At 61.5% G+C, this 15,533-nt stretch carries 14 protein-coding genes; 6 read left to right on the top strand and 8 right to left on the bottom strand.

The features are described from left to right. Positions 1-488: 488 nt before the first annotated feature. Positions 489-1,928: an IS1182 family transposase gene (locus tag Q0D44_RS16440; RefSeq protein ID WP_216313459.1), complete on the bottom strand. Its 1,440-nt coding sequence runs from the start codon at positions 1,926-1,928 to the stop codon at positions 489-491. 181 nt (positions 1,929-2,109) lie between these two features. Here Q0D44_RS16440 and Q0D44_RS16435 point away from each other — a divergent pair, with 181 nt between their 5' ends. Beyond that, positions 2,110-2,535 (top strand): GFA family protein, encoded by a 426-nt coding sequence (locus Q0D44_RS16435; RefSeq protein WP_082733583.1) that lies wholly within the window; start codon positions 2,110-2,112, stop codon positions 2,533-2,535. A 54-nt stretch (positions 2,536-2,589) separates the two neighbouring features. On the opposite strand, the gene Q0D44_RS16430 is transcribed toward Q0D44_RS16435, so the two are convergent. The 3 genes from Q0D44_RS16430 to Q0D44_RS16420 form a co-directional block, all read right to left on the bottom strand. Continuing rightward, positions 2,590-3,378 carry an SDR family NAD(P)-dependent oxidoreductase gene (locus tag Q0D44_RS16430; RefSeq protein WP_066768699.1) on the bottom strand — a complete coding sequence of 263 codons (789 nt, stop codon included), beginning with the start codon at positions 3,376-3,378 and terminating at the stop codon, positions 2,590-2,592. A 213-nt stretch (positions 3,379-3,591) separates the two neighbouring features. After that, the gene (gene pncB / locus Q0D44_RS16425; protein WP_066768701.1) at positions 3,592-4,896 is read right to left on the bottom strand and encodes a nicotinate phosphoribosyltransferase; all 1,305 of its coding nucleotides are present in this window, start codon (positions 4,894-4,896) and stop codon (positions 3,592-3,594) included. A 17-nt stretch (positions 4,897-4,913) separates the two neighbouring features. Further along, the gene (locus Q0D44_RS16420; RefSeq protein WP_066768703.1) at positions 4,914-5,624 is read right to left on the bottom strand and encodes an NUDIX domain-containing protein; all 711 of its coding nucleotides are present in this window, start codon (positions 5,622-5,624) and stop codon (positions 4,914-4,916) included. Between the two features lie 62 nt (positions 5,625-5,686). On the opposite strand from Q0D44_RS16420, the gene Q0D44_RS16415 reads away from it, so the two are divergent. Together Q0D44_RS16415 and Q0D44_RS16410 are read left to right on the top strand one after the other, a co-directional pair. Next, positions 5,687-6,280, top strand: coding sequence for an isochorismatase family protein (locus Q0D44_RS16415; RefSeq protein WP_066768706.1), 594 nt, complete (start codon positions 5,687-5,689; stop codon positions 6,278-6,280). After that, complete coding sequence (locus Q0D44_RS16410) at positions 6,277-7,260, top strand: radical SAM protein (protein ID WP_066768708.1); 984 nt, start codon at positions 6,277-6,279, stop codon at positions 7,258-7,260. The genes Q0D44_RS16415 and Q0D44_RS16410 overlap by 4 nt, the downstream gene beginning before the upstream one ends. A gap of 297 nt (positions 7,261-7,557) precedes the next feature. Here the strand turns inward: Q0D44_RS16410 and Q0D44_RS16405 are convergent, their stop codons facing one another. The 4 genes from Q0D44_RS16405 to Q0D44_RS16390 form a co-directional block, all read right to left on the bottom strand. Then, a complete protein-coding gene (locus Q0D44_RS16405; RefSeq protein ID WP_216313457.1) occupies positions 7,558-8,433 on the bottom strand; it encodes a JAB domain-containing protein in 876 nt (291 codons plus the stop codon). 71 nt (positions 8,434-8,504) lie between these two features. Next, positions 8,505-8,981 carry a hypothetical protein gene (locus Q0D44_RS16400; RefSeq protein WP_066764634.1) on the bottom strand — a complete coding sequence of 159 codons (477 nt, stop codon included), beginning with the start codon at positions 8,979-8,981 and terminating at the stop codon, positions 8,505-8,507. A 41-nt stretch (positions 8,982-9,022) separates the two neighbouring features. Then, positions 9,023-9,349 carry a hypothetical protein gene (locus tag Q0D44_RS16395; protein ID WP_066764627.1) on the bottom strand — a complete coding sequence of 109 codons (327 nt, stop codon included), beginning with the start codon at positions 9,347-9,349 and terminating at the stop codon, positions 9,023-9,025. 61 nt (positions 9,350-9,410) lie between these two features. Next, positions 9,411-9,926 carry a helix-turn-helix transcriptional regulator gene (locus tag Q0D44_RS16390; RefSeq protein ID WP_231736537.1) on the bottom strand — a complete coding sequence of 172 codons (516 nt, stop codon included), beginning with the start codon at positions 9,924-9,926 and terminating at the stop codon, positions 9,411-9,413. 258 nt (positions 9,927-10,184) lie between these two features. Here Q0D44_RS16390 and Q0D44_RS16385 point away from each other — a divergent pair, with 258 nt between their 5' ends. Genes Q0D44_RS16385 through mobF form a run of 3 tightly spaced genes read left to right on the top strand, consistent with a single transcriptional unit; the run spans position 10,185 to position 15,522 of the window. Continuing rightward, on the top strand, positions 10,185-10,484 hold the full coding sequence (locus tag Q0D44_RS16385) for a ribbon-helix-helix protein, CopG family (protein WP_066764623.1): 300 nt from the start codon (positions 10,185-10,187) through the stop codon (positions 10,482-10,484). After that, positions 10,481-12,571 carry a type IV secretion system DNA-binding domain-containing protein gene (locus tag Q0D44_RS16380; protein ID WP_066764619.1) on the top strand — a complete coding sequence of 697 codons (2,091 nt, stop codon included), beginning with the start codon at positions 10,481-10,483 and terminating at the stop codon, positions 12,569-12,571. The genes Q0D44_RS16385 and Q0D44_RS16380 overlap by 4 nt, the downstream gene beginning before the upstream one ends. Beyond that, positions 12,568-15,522 (top strand): MobF family relaxase, encoded by a 2,955-nt coding sequence (gene mobF / locus Q0D44_RS16375; protein WP_066764618.1) that lies wholly within the window; start codon positions 12,568-12,570, stop codon positions 15,520-15,522. The genes Q0D44_RS16380 and mobF overlap by 4 nt, the downstream gene beginning before the upstream one ends. Positions 15,523-15,533 lie beyond the last annotated feature (11 nt).

Here is a 15,533-nt window from a genome sequence, read left to right as displayed (position 1 = left end):
GCTCTCAGAGAGGCAAAACTCAAGCTACCCAAATATTATCGCATGATAGAAGTTTGATCGAAAACCGTCTCAACGGCAGAGGACGGCAGACTCTACTTTTCTGTCGGCAATCACATGAATCTCAAGCAGTCGTCATGCGGTTCCGGCGAAAATCCGGCGCGCACGGAATTGCGCGGCCCTGTGATCCCGTGGAATGCCCGAAAATCACTGTCGGATTGAGAAAGTGTCCGACAACGCCGGTGGCAGGGTTTTCCGTCAGGGGGCGTCGGGGCTGATCTCGCACCTAGCCGCTACCGCCAAGATGGACCGGCGCGTTTCATGTCAGTCCGTCCGAAAACGCCGGATTGGATAGTCATTCGGTCGAGCGGGCCAAGTCGGTTTGCGATTTATGGTGATTTTCGGGGCAAGAGCGCGAGAGGGTGCCCTGATGGGCCGTATCAGGCAATGTAACGTGATGTAGTGGCATCGATGGCGGACGCTGCGCCATTTCAGGCCCGCACAGCGCCTAGCAGGGCCGGGATGCCGAGGATGTTGATGGCCCGCCTGAGATTATAGGCGAGCGCTGTCAGGCTGAACTCGGCATTGACGTTGGCCAGGCCCCGCATCAGGAACGCGCCCTGGTTCATCCACTGCTTTATGGTGCCAAAGGGATGCTCGACCGTCTCGCGCCGCCGGTCGGTAATGTCGGGCCGTGCGGCAAGACGTTCCGCCATGCGCTCAAGCACGGCCTCGCCTTCCCATCGGTCGATGCTTCGCCGTGTGCCGGACGCGCATTGGGGTTTGAGCGCACAGGTCCCGCAGGCCCGCATGTTTGCGTAACGGATCGTGACATGCCCGTTCGGCTTTTGTGAACGCGTATAGGGATCGAGGCGTTGTCCGCCGGGGCAGGTGTAGCAATCCTCGTCGGCGTCGTACCGAAACTCGCTCTTCGCGAAATAGCCCTCATTGATGCCGGGGCCGCGTTGCGGGCGCACGACATAGGGAACGACGCCGACATCCTCGCAGGTGGCGATATCTTCCCCTTTGTAATAACCCTTGTCGGCAACAGCATCGATCTGCTCGACGCCCAGTATCTCGCGTGCGGCGCTGGCCGTCTGCGCCAGAAAGCCCAGATCACTGCCCGAGTTGGTGACATATTGTTCGACGATGAGCTTGTGCCTGGCATCGACCGCGACCTGCGCATTGTAACCCACGCCGACCTTGGGGCTGGTTGCCATCCCACGTGCGTCGGGGTCGGTAAGCGACAATTGGCTTTCTCCACTCGCGACAAGATCGGCCAGCATCGCACTGTGCAGTTCACGCCGTTTCCGCATCCGTGCAATCTTTGCCTCCAGCGCCGCTGCACGGCGGGCCGCACCTTCTGCTTCGGCTTCGGCCCTATCGGCAAGATCAAGGCGGGCCAGATACTCTTCGATCCGCTCGTCCGCGAGCTTGATCCATCCGGCCAGCTTCTGACGCGTGAAGTTGCGCTTGCGGCTGTTCACCGCCTTGAGCCGCGTACCGTCCACCGCCACCAACTCGCGCCCGAACAGGTCGAGGCGGCGGCACAGCAGTACGAAGGATCGGAACAGCGGCTTGAACGCGGCGCGGTTCGTTTTGCGGAAGTCAGCGATCGTGCGGAAATCAGGGCGCAGCCCGCCAAGCAGCCAGATTACTTCAAGGTTGCGTGCCGTCTCGGCCGCCAGGCACCGGCTCGACCGGACGCGATTGAGATAGCCATAGAGATACAGCTTCAGCAGATCGGCCGGATCATAACCGGGGCGGCCGGTGCGCTTGGGCCGCGAGCGGTCAAAGCCAAGCTCGCCAAGATCCAGATCATCGATGAACGCAGCGATGAAGCGTACCGGGTTGTCCGCCGAAACATCGTCATTGACCGAGGCTGGCAGCAGCAGCATCTGATCGCGCGAATGTCCTTCGATGTAGCCCATGCCCGATCATACCAAACCCGCAACAACCCGGGAATCCGCTACGGAGTTTTCGGACAGACTGATGTGATTGTCGGTCGGGTTGGAGCGGATCGCTCGTGTCGTTTCACTTGCAGCCGCTAGCGACACCTTGATTTTACGGTGTCGGCAGACATAGATTTGAGGCTCACAAGAGGCTTGCATCATGGCAGACGAGGCGAATATCCGAAATGGGCAGTGCCATTGTGGCGCAGTCCGCTTTGAGGCGACGCTCAGTGATAGCCTCAATACAATCCGCCGTTGCACTTGCTCCTATTGTCGAATGCGAGGTGCGGTCGTTGTCTCGGCGCAGATGGGCGGGATCAGATTTCTTCAGGGTGAAGGCACCCTAACAAGTTATCGTTTCAATACGGAATCAGCCCAGCACTTCTTCTGCTCTCGTTGCGGAATCTATACTCACCATCAGCGCCGATCCAATCAGAACCAGTATGGGGTGAACGTAGCCTGTTTGGATGGAATAAGCCCCTTCGATTTCTTCGAAGTGCCCGTCTTAGACGGTGTAAATCACCCGAACGACACTGGCGGGCATACGCGCCAGGTAGGCACGCTTCGCTATATACCTGCACAATAGGTTGGGCCAACGAATAGCGGTTTGTCTACATTTCGGTGCCCAACGAAAATCAGTTTATTGCGGCTGCCGATAAGGCAGCGCCGCGATACGACTGACCAGTGATCGAGGCAGAGCCCTACTGGCCATATAAGTAAGCCGGTTGCTCAGCCCCGGTATGGTGAAGGGTTGCCGATAAATTAGAGCCTTGACCGCGTGTGCGGCGCACCGATCGACATCCATCAAGCCCATCTTTCCCCACCTCAGATCGCTAAGGGCAGCCATGCCGGTGTCGATGCCGCCTGGTACAAATGATCCAACGCTGACCCCCGTGCCGGCAAGCTCGGCGGAAACCCCACGTACAAGGGTGCTAACATAGGCCTTGGACGCGCCATAGACCGCTTGGAATGGCACAGATGTTTCACCCCCTAAGCTTGAAACCGCGATGATCGATGTTTCAGAGGGGCGCTGCCTGAATATCGTAACGAGGCGGGCCAGTAGGTCGGTGAACCCAAGTATGTTTGTCTCAATTACCTCGGCGTAGGCAGCGGCCCGATCTACATCGAATGAGCCGACGCTGGTCAGCCCAGCAGCTAACAAAGCCGCGTTCACCTCAAGGTCTGCAACCTTGGCCGCGATTTTCTTCCGACCCTCGTTTTCACGTTGATCGGCGACAACGATCTCGCAAGCGACATCGAACCGCTCGCCAATTTCGGCCTGTAACTGTAACAAGCTATCTAGTCGTCGACCAACTATCAGCGGCTTGGCTTGGTATGATTCCGCTAAGCGGAGGGCAGACGCTCTGCCCAGGCCGGTTGAGGCACCAGTTACCAGCACCCACGAGTTGTTAATCGGCAACGGCGTCATGCTTTCTCATAGCCGCCCGTCTGCCTGGTTGCCAGCCTGCTCGACATTCGCATTCCTTCTGTGGCGTGGCGGGGGTCTGCCGCCAGCGGGATCACCACGTCCAGCCATTTGCCATGTCCGAAAATCAGGCGATAACCGCCGCCCGCCTGTGAATGTCGCCGGGAGTTATGCGCGGGTTCTGCCCTCCAGCTCGGCGGCAACCGCCCCGAGCGGTCATACGCGGACCGGCTGCACGCCGCGATCCGCCTCTCCGAAAACGCGAAGGTAGCGCTCGATCTCCTTCGGCTCGCCAGTGGCCTTTGCGGGATTGTCGGAGAGCTTGACTGCCGGGCGGCCGTTGGCGCTGACGACCTTGCAGACTAGCGAGATCGGCGCGAGGCCGGCGCCACCGTCGGGATCGCAGTCGCGGAAGTCGTTGGTCAGGTTGGTGCCCCATCCAAAGCTCGTGCGCACACGTCCGTGAAAATATCGATAGGTAGCCTCGATCGAATCGACGTCCATGCCGTCCGAAAAAATCAATAGCTTCCTGCGCGGATCTCGGCCCCGTTCGCGCCACCAGTCAAGGATCTGCTCGCCGCCCGCGATCGGCGGAGCGCTGTCGGGGCGGAAACCGGTCCAGTCTGCAACCCATTCAGGCGCGTTGCGCAGGAACGCGGTGGTGCCGAACGCATCGGGCAAGGCAATCAGCAGATTACCATCATAAGCTTGCCGCCATTCGTCAAGCACGCGATAGGGCGCTGTGGCCAGCGCGCCATCGTTCTCTGCCAGTGCGGCGGCGACCATCGGCAGTTCGTGCGCGTTGGTGCCGATCGCCTCGAGATCGCTGTCCATCGCCAGCAAGACGTTCGAAGTCCCAATGAAGCGGTCGCCCAACCCTTCCTTGACCGCTTCGACGCACCAACGCTGCCATAGGAAGCCGTGTCTTCGACGCGTGCCGAAGTCGGAAAGAACCAGATCGGGCAGATGCCGGAGTCGCTCGACCTTGTCCCACATCTTCGCCTTGGCGCGGGCGTAGAGGATATCGAGCGCAAAGCGATCTTTGCCGGCCATGGCCGCGCGGGCGCGTAGCTCGTTGATGATCGAAAGCGCCGGGATCTCCCACATCGTGGTGTGCGTCCATGGCCCGGCGAAGTGCAGCTCGAACTGGCCGTCGACGACGCGCAGCTCATATTCGGGGAGTCGGAAATCCTTGAGCCAGGCGAGGAATTCGGGGTCGAACATCCGCGCATTGCCATAGAAGCTGTTGCCGGCGAGCCAAATCAGCTCCTTCTTGCCCAGCCGCAGCGTGCGCGCATGATCGAGCTGCGCGCGCAGCTCGCCTTCGTCGATCACCTCGGCGAGGCGGACCGAGCGGGTGCGGTTGATCAGCGCGAAGGTCGCCTGGGTGTCGCGGTGGAGCCGCCAGATCAGCTGGAGCATCAGCAACTTGTAGAAATCGGTGTCGAGCAGGCTGCGCACGATCGGGTCGAGCCGCCAGCCATGGTTGTAGGTGCGCGTGGCAATATCGGTATAGACCATCAATGGCTCCGGGCTGGTCAGCGGGCGCTGCCGAGCGTGAACAGTTCGGCGGGGCGATGCGATGCCTCGTCCTCGCGCATGCCCGTCGCCACCAGTCGGCCCCGATCGAGCATTCGGCGGCGAAAGGCGGGCTTGTTGAGCGGCGTGCCGAGCACCGCCTCGTGCACGTCCTGGAGCGCGCGCAGCGTGAAGCGCGGGGGCAGGAACGCGAAGGCCAGGTCCGAATAGTCGATCTTGCCGCGCAGCCGATCGCGAGCGAGCGCCAGGATCGCCTGGTGATCGAAGGCCAAAGGAAGCGCCGCCTGGTCCTCGCCGATCGCCGCCAACCTCTCGCCTTCGAGCGCCGCGACCGCGACCCGGCCCGCGCGCACGGCCGCATTCATCTGATCCTCGCGGAGCAATGCCAGATAGGCGATGGTGATCACGCGCATGCGCGGATCGCGATCGACGGCGCCGAAACTGTAGAGCTGCTCGAGATGGGCGCCGTCGAAACCCACCTTGTCGCGGAGCAGCCGCGCGGCGGCGACGTCGAGGCTCTCGTCGATCGCGACGAATCCGCCGGGCAATGCCCAGTGCCCCGCCTGCGGCGGCTGGTCGCGCCGCACCAGCAACGCCGACAGCCGCTGGCGGTGCAGGCCAAGCAGCACGAGATCGACGGTGACCGAGGGGCAATCGTACGCCGTCGGATCATAGTCGCTGAGAAATTCGCTATCGCCACTTATATTCATGATGCGCTTTACTTATATGCAATATGGGTTTATGTCAAGCCTGATTCATGGGAGATGCGACTATGCAACGCTTCGTCGTCGTGGTGGATACACAGGCCGATTTCATGTGCGCGGACGGGGCGCTGCCGGTCGCCGGAGCCGAGGCGCTGATCGCCCCGATGCAGCGCTGGCTCGCATTGCTCCGGCCGGCGGAAACTGCCGGGGTGCTTTTCACCTTCGACACCCATTCGGCCGAGGCCTATCCCGCCTCTGCCGAGGCCGAACAGTTTCCCCTTCACTGCGTGCACAGCACGCCGGGCTGGGCAAACATGCTCGATTCCAATGTCGTCAATGCGGCGATTCCGGTCTACCGGCTCGAGAAAGGCGTGTTCGACATGTGGGCCGAGGCCGATATCGCGATCGAGGCGGTCGCCACGGGCGAGACCGTGGCGCGCGACGCCTTCTTCGCGGCGCTGATAGCGCGCGGCGTGCGCGAGGTGGCGGTGATCGGCGTCGCTGCCGACTATTGCGTGCGCTGGGCGATCGAGGGATTTGTGGCGCGCGCCTTCGCGGTCGAGCTGCCGGCGGGCCTGACCCGCGGGATCGCGCGGCAGATTGAGCAAGTCGTTGCCGAGGATTTCGCGAATGCGCCGCTGCGGCTGGAGACGGCGGCATGATCGTCCTGTGGCGCGTATCGAACCATTGCAATCTGGCGTGCCCGTTCTGCGCGTACGACAAGCGCCTGGGCCTGCCGCGCGAGGAAGCCGATCCGGCCAGGGTCGCGCGGTTCATCGACCTGCTCGGCGCCTGGCGCGGTGCGACAGGGCAGCCCGTGCTGCTCAGCTGGCTCGGCGGCGAGCCCCTGTTGTGGGCACCACGCACGGAACTGGACGCACGTGCCGCCGAACAGGGTGTCGATCTCAGCCTGACCACCAACGGCACCCGCCTGGGTGCGCCGCAGGTCCGCGCAGAACTGGTACGGTGCTACAGCGAGGTGACGATCAGCATCGATGGCATGGCCGATTTCCACGATGCCATGCGCGGCTGGCGCGGCGCATTCGCCAAGCTCGCGCAGACGGTGCCCGCGCTGGTGGCCGAACGCGACGCGGCGGGCGCGGGGCTCAAGGTCCGGGTCAATGTCGTGCTGATGCGCGACAATATTGCGGGCTTCGCCTCGCTATGCCGCATGCTCGCCGACTGGGGAGTCGACGAGATCAGCTTCAATCAGCTGGGCGGGCGCGACCGGCCCGAATTCTATCCCAGCCATGGCCTGAGCTCTGATGACGTTGCGCGCCTTGCGGACGAAGTGCCGCGGCTGCGCTCCGAGCTCCGCCAGGTGGGGACGACCTTGGTAGGTGGTGCTGCCTATCTCGAACGGTTCGCGGATAGCGTGGCGGGGCGGGCGCTTCCCATAACCGATTGCCGGGTCGCGGAGACCTTCCTGTTTATCGACGAGGCGGGCCGGGTCGCGCCGTGCAGCTTCGCGCCCGAGCATTTCGAGATCACGGTAGACGGTCTACAAAGCCCCGCCGATCTCGATGCCTTGCCGCAGCGCCTGCGATCGCATCAGAGCGGGAACGCGCACCGCGACTGCGCCGATTGCCCGAGCACCCAGCAATTCGCCAAATTCGAACCGCTGGCGGCGCAGGTCGTCTGAGGCGGCGTGCGCTCGATTCAGCCTTCGCTCCCAATCCATAGCGGATCGTCACACTGCCAGAGGATCGAGATCGTCTCGAGAAGCCCCGTAGGATCCGCGACGAACAGCAGGAATAGCAATTAGATCGCCAGGCGACGTTGGATGGCGACAGACGGGTGAATCGCGCCGTGGCGGCGTCCTCCACGTAGTCCTGCTGTAGGATATTATTGCAATCCTGCCCTGCCAAGTCGGTCTGGTTGCCCCAGCTAGGTACAGTCGTTCTGCTCTTGATGACCTACTTGCATCCGTGCCTGCGGGTCAATTTTTCTCTACGCAAAAATAGGCATAAAGCGATTTTCTGGCCCGAAGCGTCAGCTGAACAAAGTGACGGCGACCATCATTGGGATCGCTTACCTTTACCAGCAGCCTCGCCTCGCAAAGCTTGTTGAAGATACGAAGCGCGGTACTGGGCGTGGCGGTGGAGGAACGGCATAATGTGTTGACCGCGATCTTTACACCTTCGGCTTCCTGGATGAACACCTCGATCAACATCTCCCAGGACGGCTCACCAAACAGTTCCGGCGACCCGATCAACGCACTTCGGAACTTGCGGCGCTCGCGGACGGCTCTTGCGTTCTCAAGGGCTGCGGGACCTCGATCATAGGGGTAGCCGGCTTTCGGCCCTACGCTGTCCTTAATGACATGGGAGCTTTCTGTCGGTCGATGGGGCTGGAACATGTTTAGGGATGACACTCTCATGGTCCGGGTCGCGGTAACCACGATATGATCGACGATATCGATGTCGAGGGAACGACCGATTTCCGACAAGGTCTGTGTGACGGCAATGTCGCTTTCGCTGGGATTCGGATTTCCACTTGGATGATTGTGTACAAGGATCAATCCGGCAGCATCGAGTTCCATAGCACGTCGAAAGATAGCGCGAGGATAAAGTGCCAGTTGCCGGAGAGAACCAACCTGCAGTTGCTCATCGGCGATCAGATGCCCCGCGCTGTCAAGAAATATGACCCGCAAGACCTCGTCGGGCAGAGCGCCCATCGAAGCCATCAGATATTGAAGCAAATTGGGGCAGTCTGGACTGATCGGAAGAGAAGCAAATTCCTCCCGCATTCCTTCAAGGAGCACCAGGCGGGAGCCCAGCAATATCCGGGCGACGGCTGCATGACCGCCAAGCACACGCTCCAGCGACTGGGGGCTTTGAGCGAAGATGCGCCCGAGGCTACGAAATTCGTCGAAGAGGGCGTTTGCTAGCTGGTCTCCATCGACCGGCTCGATGATTTCAATGAAGTCTGCCAGGATGGATCGCTGCCGTTGCGTTGCAGGCGCAGCCGATGTCGCCAGGTTCCGAGGGCCAGAAGCGGCGGGAGAAGCCAGGATGAGGCAACCTGCATCGTCAGATACGCGATCGGATGCATGCTCAGATCCAGCGCCCGGCTGAAATGCGCCAGAAGTGGAAGTATCTGAAGGACGGCAGCCACCATCGGCCAGAACCTGTGCGCCACTATGGCCAGCGAGATCGTCGATGCCGCCGCAAAGAGATCGATCGTAAGATGACCGGTGTCGACCGTCGCAAAGTGGGCCGGTATGAAGAGGTGAAGAGCCTGATCCATCAAGGCCATGGCTATCAGGATAGCGGCCATAGCCCGTTCCGGCACTCCTCCCTTCCAGATGGCGTATCCGATCGCCATCGACAGGAATATCAGAAACAGGGCAATGCGTAACATTCCGTTTCCAAATCATGTCGATGGCTCCTGGTCAATCGACTTTAGGCAACGGCGGCGAGGTGAGGGGGCGCTACGGCCATCGAAGGACATTCGTGGAGATCGAGACCTGCGGTCTCCTTGCCGATATCGGCAAGTTCGCCATGGGCCCGTAGAACGTCGTTGCTGATATCGATCAGCGACATCTGCGCCTTTGCGAGACGTATGATGGTCGCCTGCCCCGTTTTCGCGGCAACGCCTATCTCACGCCGGGCAGTCACGACGCTGGTCATGAGCGTGGAAAGGGCGATGATTGCGTCGTCGATCCGGGCTTCGGCACCAGGCACATCGCGTTGGAGACGAGCTACCGCGAGCGATTCGGAATTGGACATAGTTTCTCCTTCGCCGGGAGCGCGAAGCGCTTCCGGGCAATGTTGGGCCAGATTGTCAGGATTAGTTGGAAACGAGGCGCGTAAGCGTCTCGGCAATGCCGAGGCCCAGAAACACGACGATGACCAGGGCGGTGAGCATAGCCACCATGATCATTATGCGCGCCGGGATGCCGTAATCGTGTCTCCACCCTTCCTGGAACGGCGCCAGAAAATCCTTCCCTATGTCCCCGGACCTGATGCTGGGCGCGATACTATCGCTCAGCAAAAGAACCGATGACGGGTCGCCGTCCGAGAAGTCTGATGGCACCAGGACAGGCAGCGGGGGAAGCTGCACTGGATCATATGTGACGCGATCATATACACTCTTCAACCTGGCGTAGATGACTGCCGCCTGATCGCGGTCGGCTGCATCGAGAATTTTTCGGGCGGCGGTGATGCGCTGATCGACGGTGGGCTTGGAAATCTGAAGAACCCGTGCGATTTCCTTCGAACTCTTGCGTTCAACAACAAGATCGAGGCAGGCGCGATGCTTGTCAGTGAGGCGTGACCAGCGGGAGAGGCCGTCTGATTCTTCCACTGATGCCTTCCTCCTGCCCGAACACGCGATATGGCAATGCGCAATCTCCGCACGCGATCAAGGCGAATCGCCGCGAAGAAGCATATCCATACTCCTCGATTGAAACACCCCGCGGTCGGTAACAGCCGAAAAGCGTTCCTATAATTCTTCCGGCTATAGATTTTTGAATCTTCGTAACTTGCGCCACGAATGCGGATTCGGTAACGTGCCAAGGCTTCATGACATCTGCGAAGGTCTCCGGACAAGGAGACCCTTCGCTTGCCCAAGCTCAATTTCCGTCTCGATGAGTCGCTGCATGCTGCCTTGATGCGCCGTGCTCGCGGTGCGAACCTGTCCTTGTCCGGCTTCATACGGCAGCTGCTTGAGCAGGCGGTCGACGAACGCAAGCGCTACGTCTTCTCCTCCCAGGATGAGATCCTCGCCACTTCGATCCAGATATTATCGATCGTCGCGACGTCCGTCGGCCAGCAGTCTCCCAAGGCGCTCGAGCAAGGGATGTCGCAGGCCCGCGTTATTCTCGCCGAACGCGGTCTGCTCGGTGGAGAGGATCTCCCATGAGCATCTTCCGCAACGATATGCTGGGTTCATGGACGCGCGGCGGGCAGGCGATCGTCCACAACGTCCGCATGACCACACAGGTCTTTTACCAGACGATATTAGCCGGCTTCATCATCTGGATCATCGGCACGCTTTGGTATGCGTTCGAAAAATCGACCGAATATGAGCGGTTTGTCCTGCTCAAGCTGGCCGAGGCGATGATCAAGGTCGACGCGGCTGCCGGAACCAATGACCCGGTACAGTTTCGCACGCCAGAAGGCCTGGCTTACTGGACTTCGGCGGACTGGCTGGTCGCCTCGGCGCTCGCGAACAAGACCCTGCGGTCTTTCGAGGGCTATCTGCTGCATGGGGCGCTAATTTCCGGGCTGTTCGCGTTTGCCATGCTCGGCTGGGCGTGGTTCTATTTCACGCGGACGGGCAGGGGGCTCGGCTCCAACGAATATTTGCGCGGCGCGCGCTTCGGCACCATCCGCCAGGTTCGACGCGCGCTGTGGGGTCAGAAAAAAGGGCCGCTCGTTATCGGAGCCGTTCCAGTTCCGGAAGCCTTCGAGCCCGAGCATATCCTGCTGTGCGGCGCTCCGGGTACCGGCAAGACCAATCTCATTGTCGGCATGCTGGAAGGTATCCGTAAATCAGGCCGTCGCGCGATCGTCTATGACACCGCCGGCACCTTCGTCGAGAAATTCTACCGGCAAGGCACCGACATGCTGCTCAACCCGCTCGACCAGCGGACGGCGCGGTGGTCGCCCTGGGTCGATGTGCCGCGCGACTATCACTATGATCAAATCGCCGAGTCGACGATTCCTGACAAGCATGGCGATCCCTTCTGGGCCAAGGCGGCGCGGGGCACGCTGGTCGCGGTCATGCGCAAACTCGCGCGTCAGAAACATACCTATGTCTCGGTCCTGCTCGATCGGCTCTTGCGTTCGAAGCTCAAGGATCTGGCCGCCTTCGTCACCGGCACGGACGCCGCCGCCTTCATCAGCACGGAAGGCGAGCGGACATCCGCCGGCATCCAGGCCGAACTCGCCTCGGTCATGCGCAGCTTCAGCTATCTCGACGATACCGAGGACGGCTTCTCGATCCGCGACTGGGTAGAGAAAGGCGCCGAGGGAAGCTGGCTCTTCATCACCGTGAAAGCCGATCAGCTTCCCTCGCTGCGCCCGCTGATCACCGTCTGGCTCGACATCGCAATCAGCGCCATCATGAGCCTGACGCCAGATCGCGACCGGCGGCTCTATTGCGTGATCGACGAACTGCCGACGCTGCATAAGTTGCCGTCGCTTTCGGACTTTCTTGCGCGGGCGCGCAAATATGGCGGATGCGGCATTTTGGGCTTCCAGTCCTATCCACAGCTCAAGGCGACCTACGGCAAGGAAGATGCCGCGGCGATCACCGGCTATTGCTCAACCTGGGTGGCGCTGCGGGCGAATGATACGGATACCGCCGATCATGTCTCGATCAACCTTGGTCAGGTCGAACAGGTGGAGGCCAATGAGGGCATGTCCTATGGCGTCAACGACATGCGCGATGGCGTCAACCTATCGCGTATGCAGGTGACACGGCCGCTGGTCATGCCGACCGAAGTCACCAACCTGCCCAATCTGGTGGGCTTCCTGCGCTTCGGCCGCAATTTGCCTGTGGTCCGGTTCGATAGCCGGTTCAACAACATTCCATCGCTGGGAGAGGCCTTCGCCGAACGTACTGATCCGCCCGCCCAGATCGACAAGGCGCAAACACTCGTTCGCATTGCCCACGCCGAATCGCGGGTCCGTGAAGCCATGGAGCGCGAGGCTGCGCAGACGCCGCCAGCCCCCAACGCCGGAGAAAAGCCGTCGAAGAAGCCCCCGGTATTCCAGGAGACGCCAACGCCGCCTTCACCACAGCCGGATCTGTTCAGCCCTCCGGCGCCCGATATCGATCCGCAGCGGGTCGAGGACATCCTGCTGAATGAAGAGCATGCCGAGCTCCCGGCTCCCGCGCGATCCCTGTGGTCCATCCTTGCCGGCAAGCAGGGAGAAATCCGCTCCGAACTTGTCCAGCATGGCCATGAAGATGGGCCGCGTGAGCAGGCGAGGCCGGCATGATCCAGCCCCAGCGTCTCCATGGTCGGCCCGCCAACATTGCCCGCTATTATACGGTCGGCGACTATTACACCAAGGGCGGGAACGAGCCTTCGGAATGGGCCGGCAAGCTCGCGGCTGATCTTGGGCTGTCAGGCGCGGTCGATCCGAAGCTGTTTCGCGACCTTCTGGCTGGCAAGGTTGGCGACCAGCAGCTGGGGCGCCATCGCGCCGATGGGCAGATCCAACACCATCCCGGCTGGGACTTCGCGGTCAACGCGCCAAAGTCCGTGTCGATCATGGCGCTGGTGGCCGGGGACGAACGCGTACTTGCCGCCCATGAGGGAGCGGTGACCGCCGCTATCGCCTATCTGGAGGAACAGGCGCAGTTGCGCCGCCGGAACGAAGGCCAGATCGTTCACGAAACCACCGGTCGCATCCTCGTTGCGCGCTTTACCGAACATGGCAGTCGCGAACTCGATCCTCATCTCCACACCCATCTGGCCGTCCTCAACATGACCAACCGTGAAGCCGGCGATCCCATGGCGAGCCTGGAAAGCAGGGTCATGTATGGCGAACAGCGCGTCGCGGGTCAGATCTATCGCAATGCCCTGGCCTTCGGGTTGCGCGAGGCTGGCTATGAGATTGACACCAACCCGCGATCGGGCCTCTTCGAGATACGCGGTGTTCCCGATGATCTGATTGAACAATTCTCGCAGCGCGCCGACGCGATCGAAGAACATGCCCGCGAACATGGGCTGGTGGGACAGAAGGCCCAGCGCGCCTCATTCTACGCCACGCGCAAGGCCAAGGTGAAGATCGGCAAGGAAGACCTTGTCGCGCGGTGGCACCAGCGGACCGGGCCACGGCTCGACGCGCTGCGGTTGATCACCGACGAAACGCATGAGCGAGAAGGCAGACACCTGCCACCCACCGAAAAGGAGGCATCGCGTGCCGCGCTGTTCGGCTTGCGGCAATTGGAGACGACGGAAGCGGTCAACAATCTGGGCGATATTCTGCGCACTGGTCTCGCCGCCCATGTCGGCGAAGTCCGGCTCGAGGATATCCGTCCCCGGATTGAAAACCACGAACTGGTGCGCAAGCTGCTGCCGACCCATGAGCAGACCGGCGACAAGATACTGACGCGCGGGAGAACCAGTCGCAAATCCTGGCGGCTGGAACTGGCGCTCACCCAGCATATCGCGCTCGGCCTGAATGATGCTCGCCCGATTGCCTCAAGTGATCGATTACTTACCGTGCTGGAGGGGACCAGCCTCAACAAACAGCAGCAGAATGCCCTTGTCGAGACGGCGCTGACACCCGATCGCATCACCGCCATCCACGGTGTCGCGGGATCCGGCAAATCGACGCTGGTCAGAGTGTTGGGAGAGGCGGCTGAGCCCGGCACGACCTTGATCGCCCTGGCGCCCACATCTTCGGCGGCCGCCGAACTTGGCAAGAGGGCAGATATCGCCTCCTATACTGTTGCCGGCTTCGTCGCGCGAGGCGGGCAGGGGATCACCGACCGTCATGTGCTGGTCCTCGACGAGGCGGGGCAACTGAGTAACCGCCAGGCACAGCGGCTGCTTGAAATCAGCAGGACGACGGGCGCACGATTGCTGCTGCTGGGCGACGAGAAACAGACTGGCGCCATCGAGCAGGGCAAGCCGTTCTGGCTGATGCGCAAACTGGGCCTGCCGACGGTCGAACTTACCGAGGCCGTGCGTCAGGAAACCAAATCGATCAAGGCGGCCGTCACTGCCGCACGTTCGGGCAACTTCACCGAGTCATTGGCAAAGCTCGATAGCGTCAGCACCGTCACCGACAATGAGAGGATGGCCGAGCAGGTCGTCCATGCCTGGATACGGCTCAAGCCGGACTCGCGGGTCGGCACCAATATTCTCGTCCTCGACAATGCGACCCGCCTCATCGTCAACAGCAAGATTCGCGATGCGCTGAAGGATGAGAATGGTCTCGCCGCCCAGGATAGCCGGCTGTCCATCCTCGCACCCGCCGGCCTGACCGACATTGAAAAGCATATGGCGCGTTTTTACGGCTCTGGTCAGATCGTGCGCTTCGACCGCGACATCGTCGGCCTCGGTGTCGCCCGCAATGCCGACTATCACGTCATCGGACTGGGGCGTGAACCCAATGGCCGGCAGGTCGTGCGCCTCGTCGATGAGCAAGGACGCACAATCCGATGGGATCCGCAGACCACCGGGGCCCGGCACATCAACATATTCAATCCCGAATATCGCGATCTTGCCGAAGGAGACCGTATCCAGTGGCGTCTCGTCAACCGTGAACTGGATCTGCGCAATTCCGAGCGCGGAACCGTGCAGAAGCTGGGAGGGGAGGTGGCAACGATCCGCTGGGACCGGGACGGACGTGTGCAACAGGTCGATCTCGCCGAGCACAGGACCTGGGATCATGGCTATGCCGAAACCGTCTATTCCGCCCAGTCCAAGACCTATCCGCGCGTCTTCGTGCTCGCCCCGGTCGAATCGCCGCTGGTCAACGCCCAGAATTTCTACACGGCCATCACCCGCGCGGCCTTCGGCGCGAGGCTTTGGACCAACGACGTCGAGGCGTTGATCGCCAAGCTCGAGCGGCAGTCGGGCGAGAAAACATCTTCGTCGGAAGGGTTGGGGCGGCTGAAGGCAGACCGTGTCGATGCACTCTCTAACCGCCATGGACAGCATCTGGCCAATCTCAAGGCCGAACAGGAGCAATTGCGCGCACAACGCCGCGATCGCATGCTCGAACGGCATCTTGATCGCCGGGAGCGTCCGCCGCGCGGCGCCGCCGAACATCTCGCCGAGGGCGCGCGCAGTATTGCACAGGTCCTGGACCGCTTCCTCGAGGGCATTCTCGACCGCGCCCGCACCGATCGCGGGGCACCAGACAATCAGCCGACGCGGCCAACGCCATTTCCTGTCCATCACCCCGAGCCGTCTCACGGTCCCGAGCGATAAGGTCCTTTCCC

The sequence above is a fragment of the Sphingobium sp. genome, from assembly GCA_023266575.1.
Classification (GTDB): domain Bacteria; phylum Pseudomonadota; class Alphaproteobacteria; order Sphingomonadales; family Sphingomonadaceae; genus Sphingobium.
Note: the sequence above shows the minus strand (reverse complement) of the source record. Positions and strands in the feature narration are given on the sequence as shown.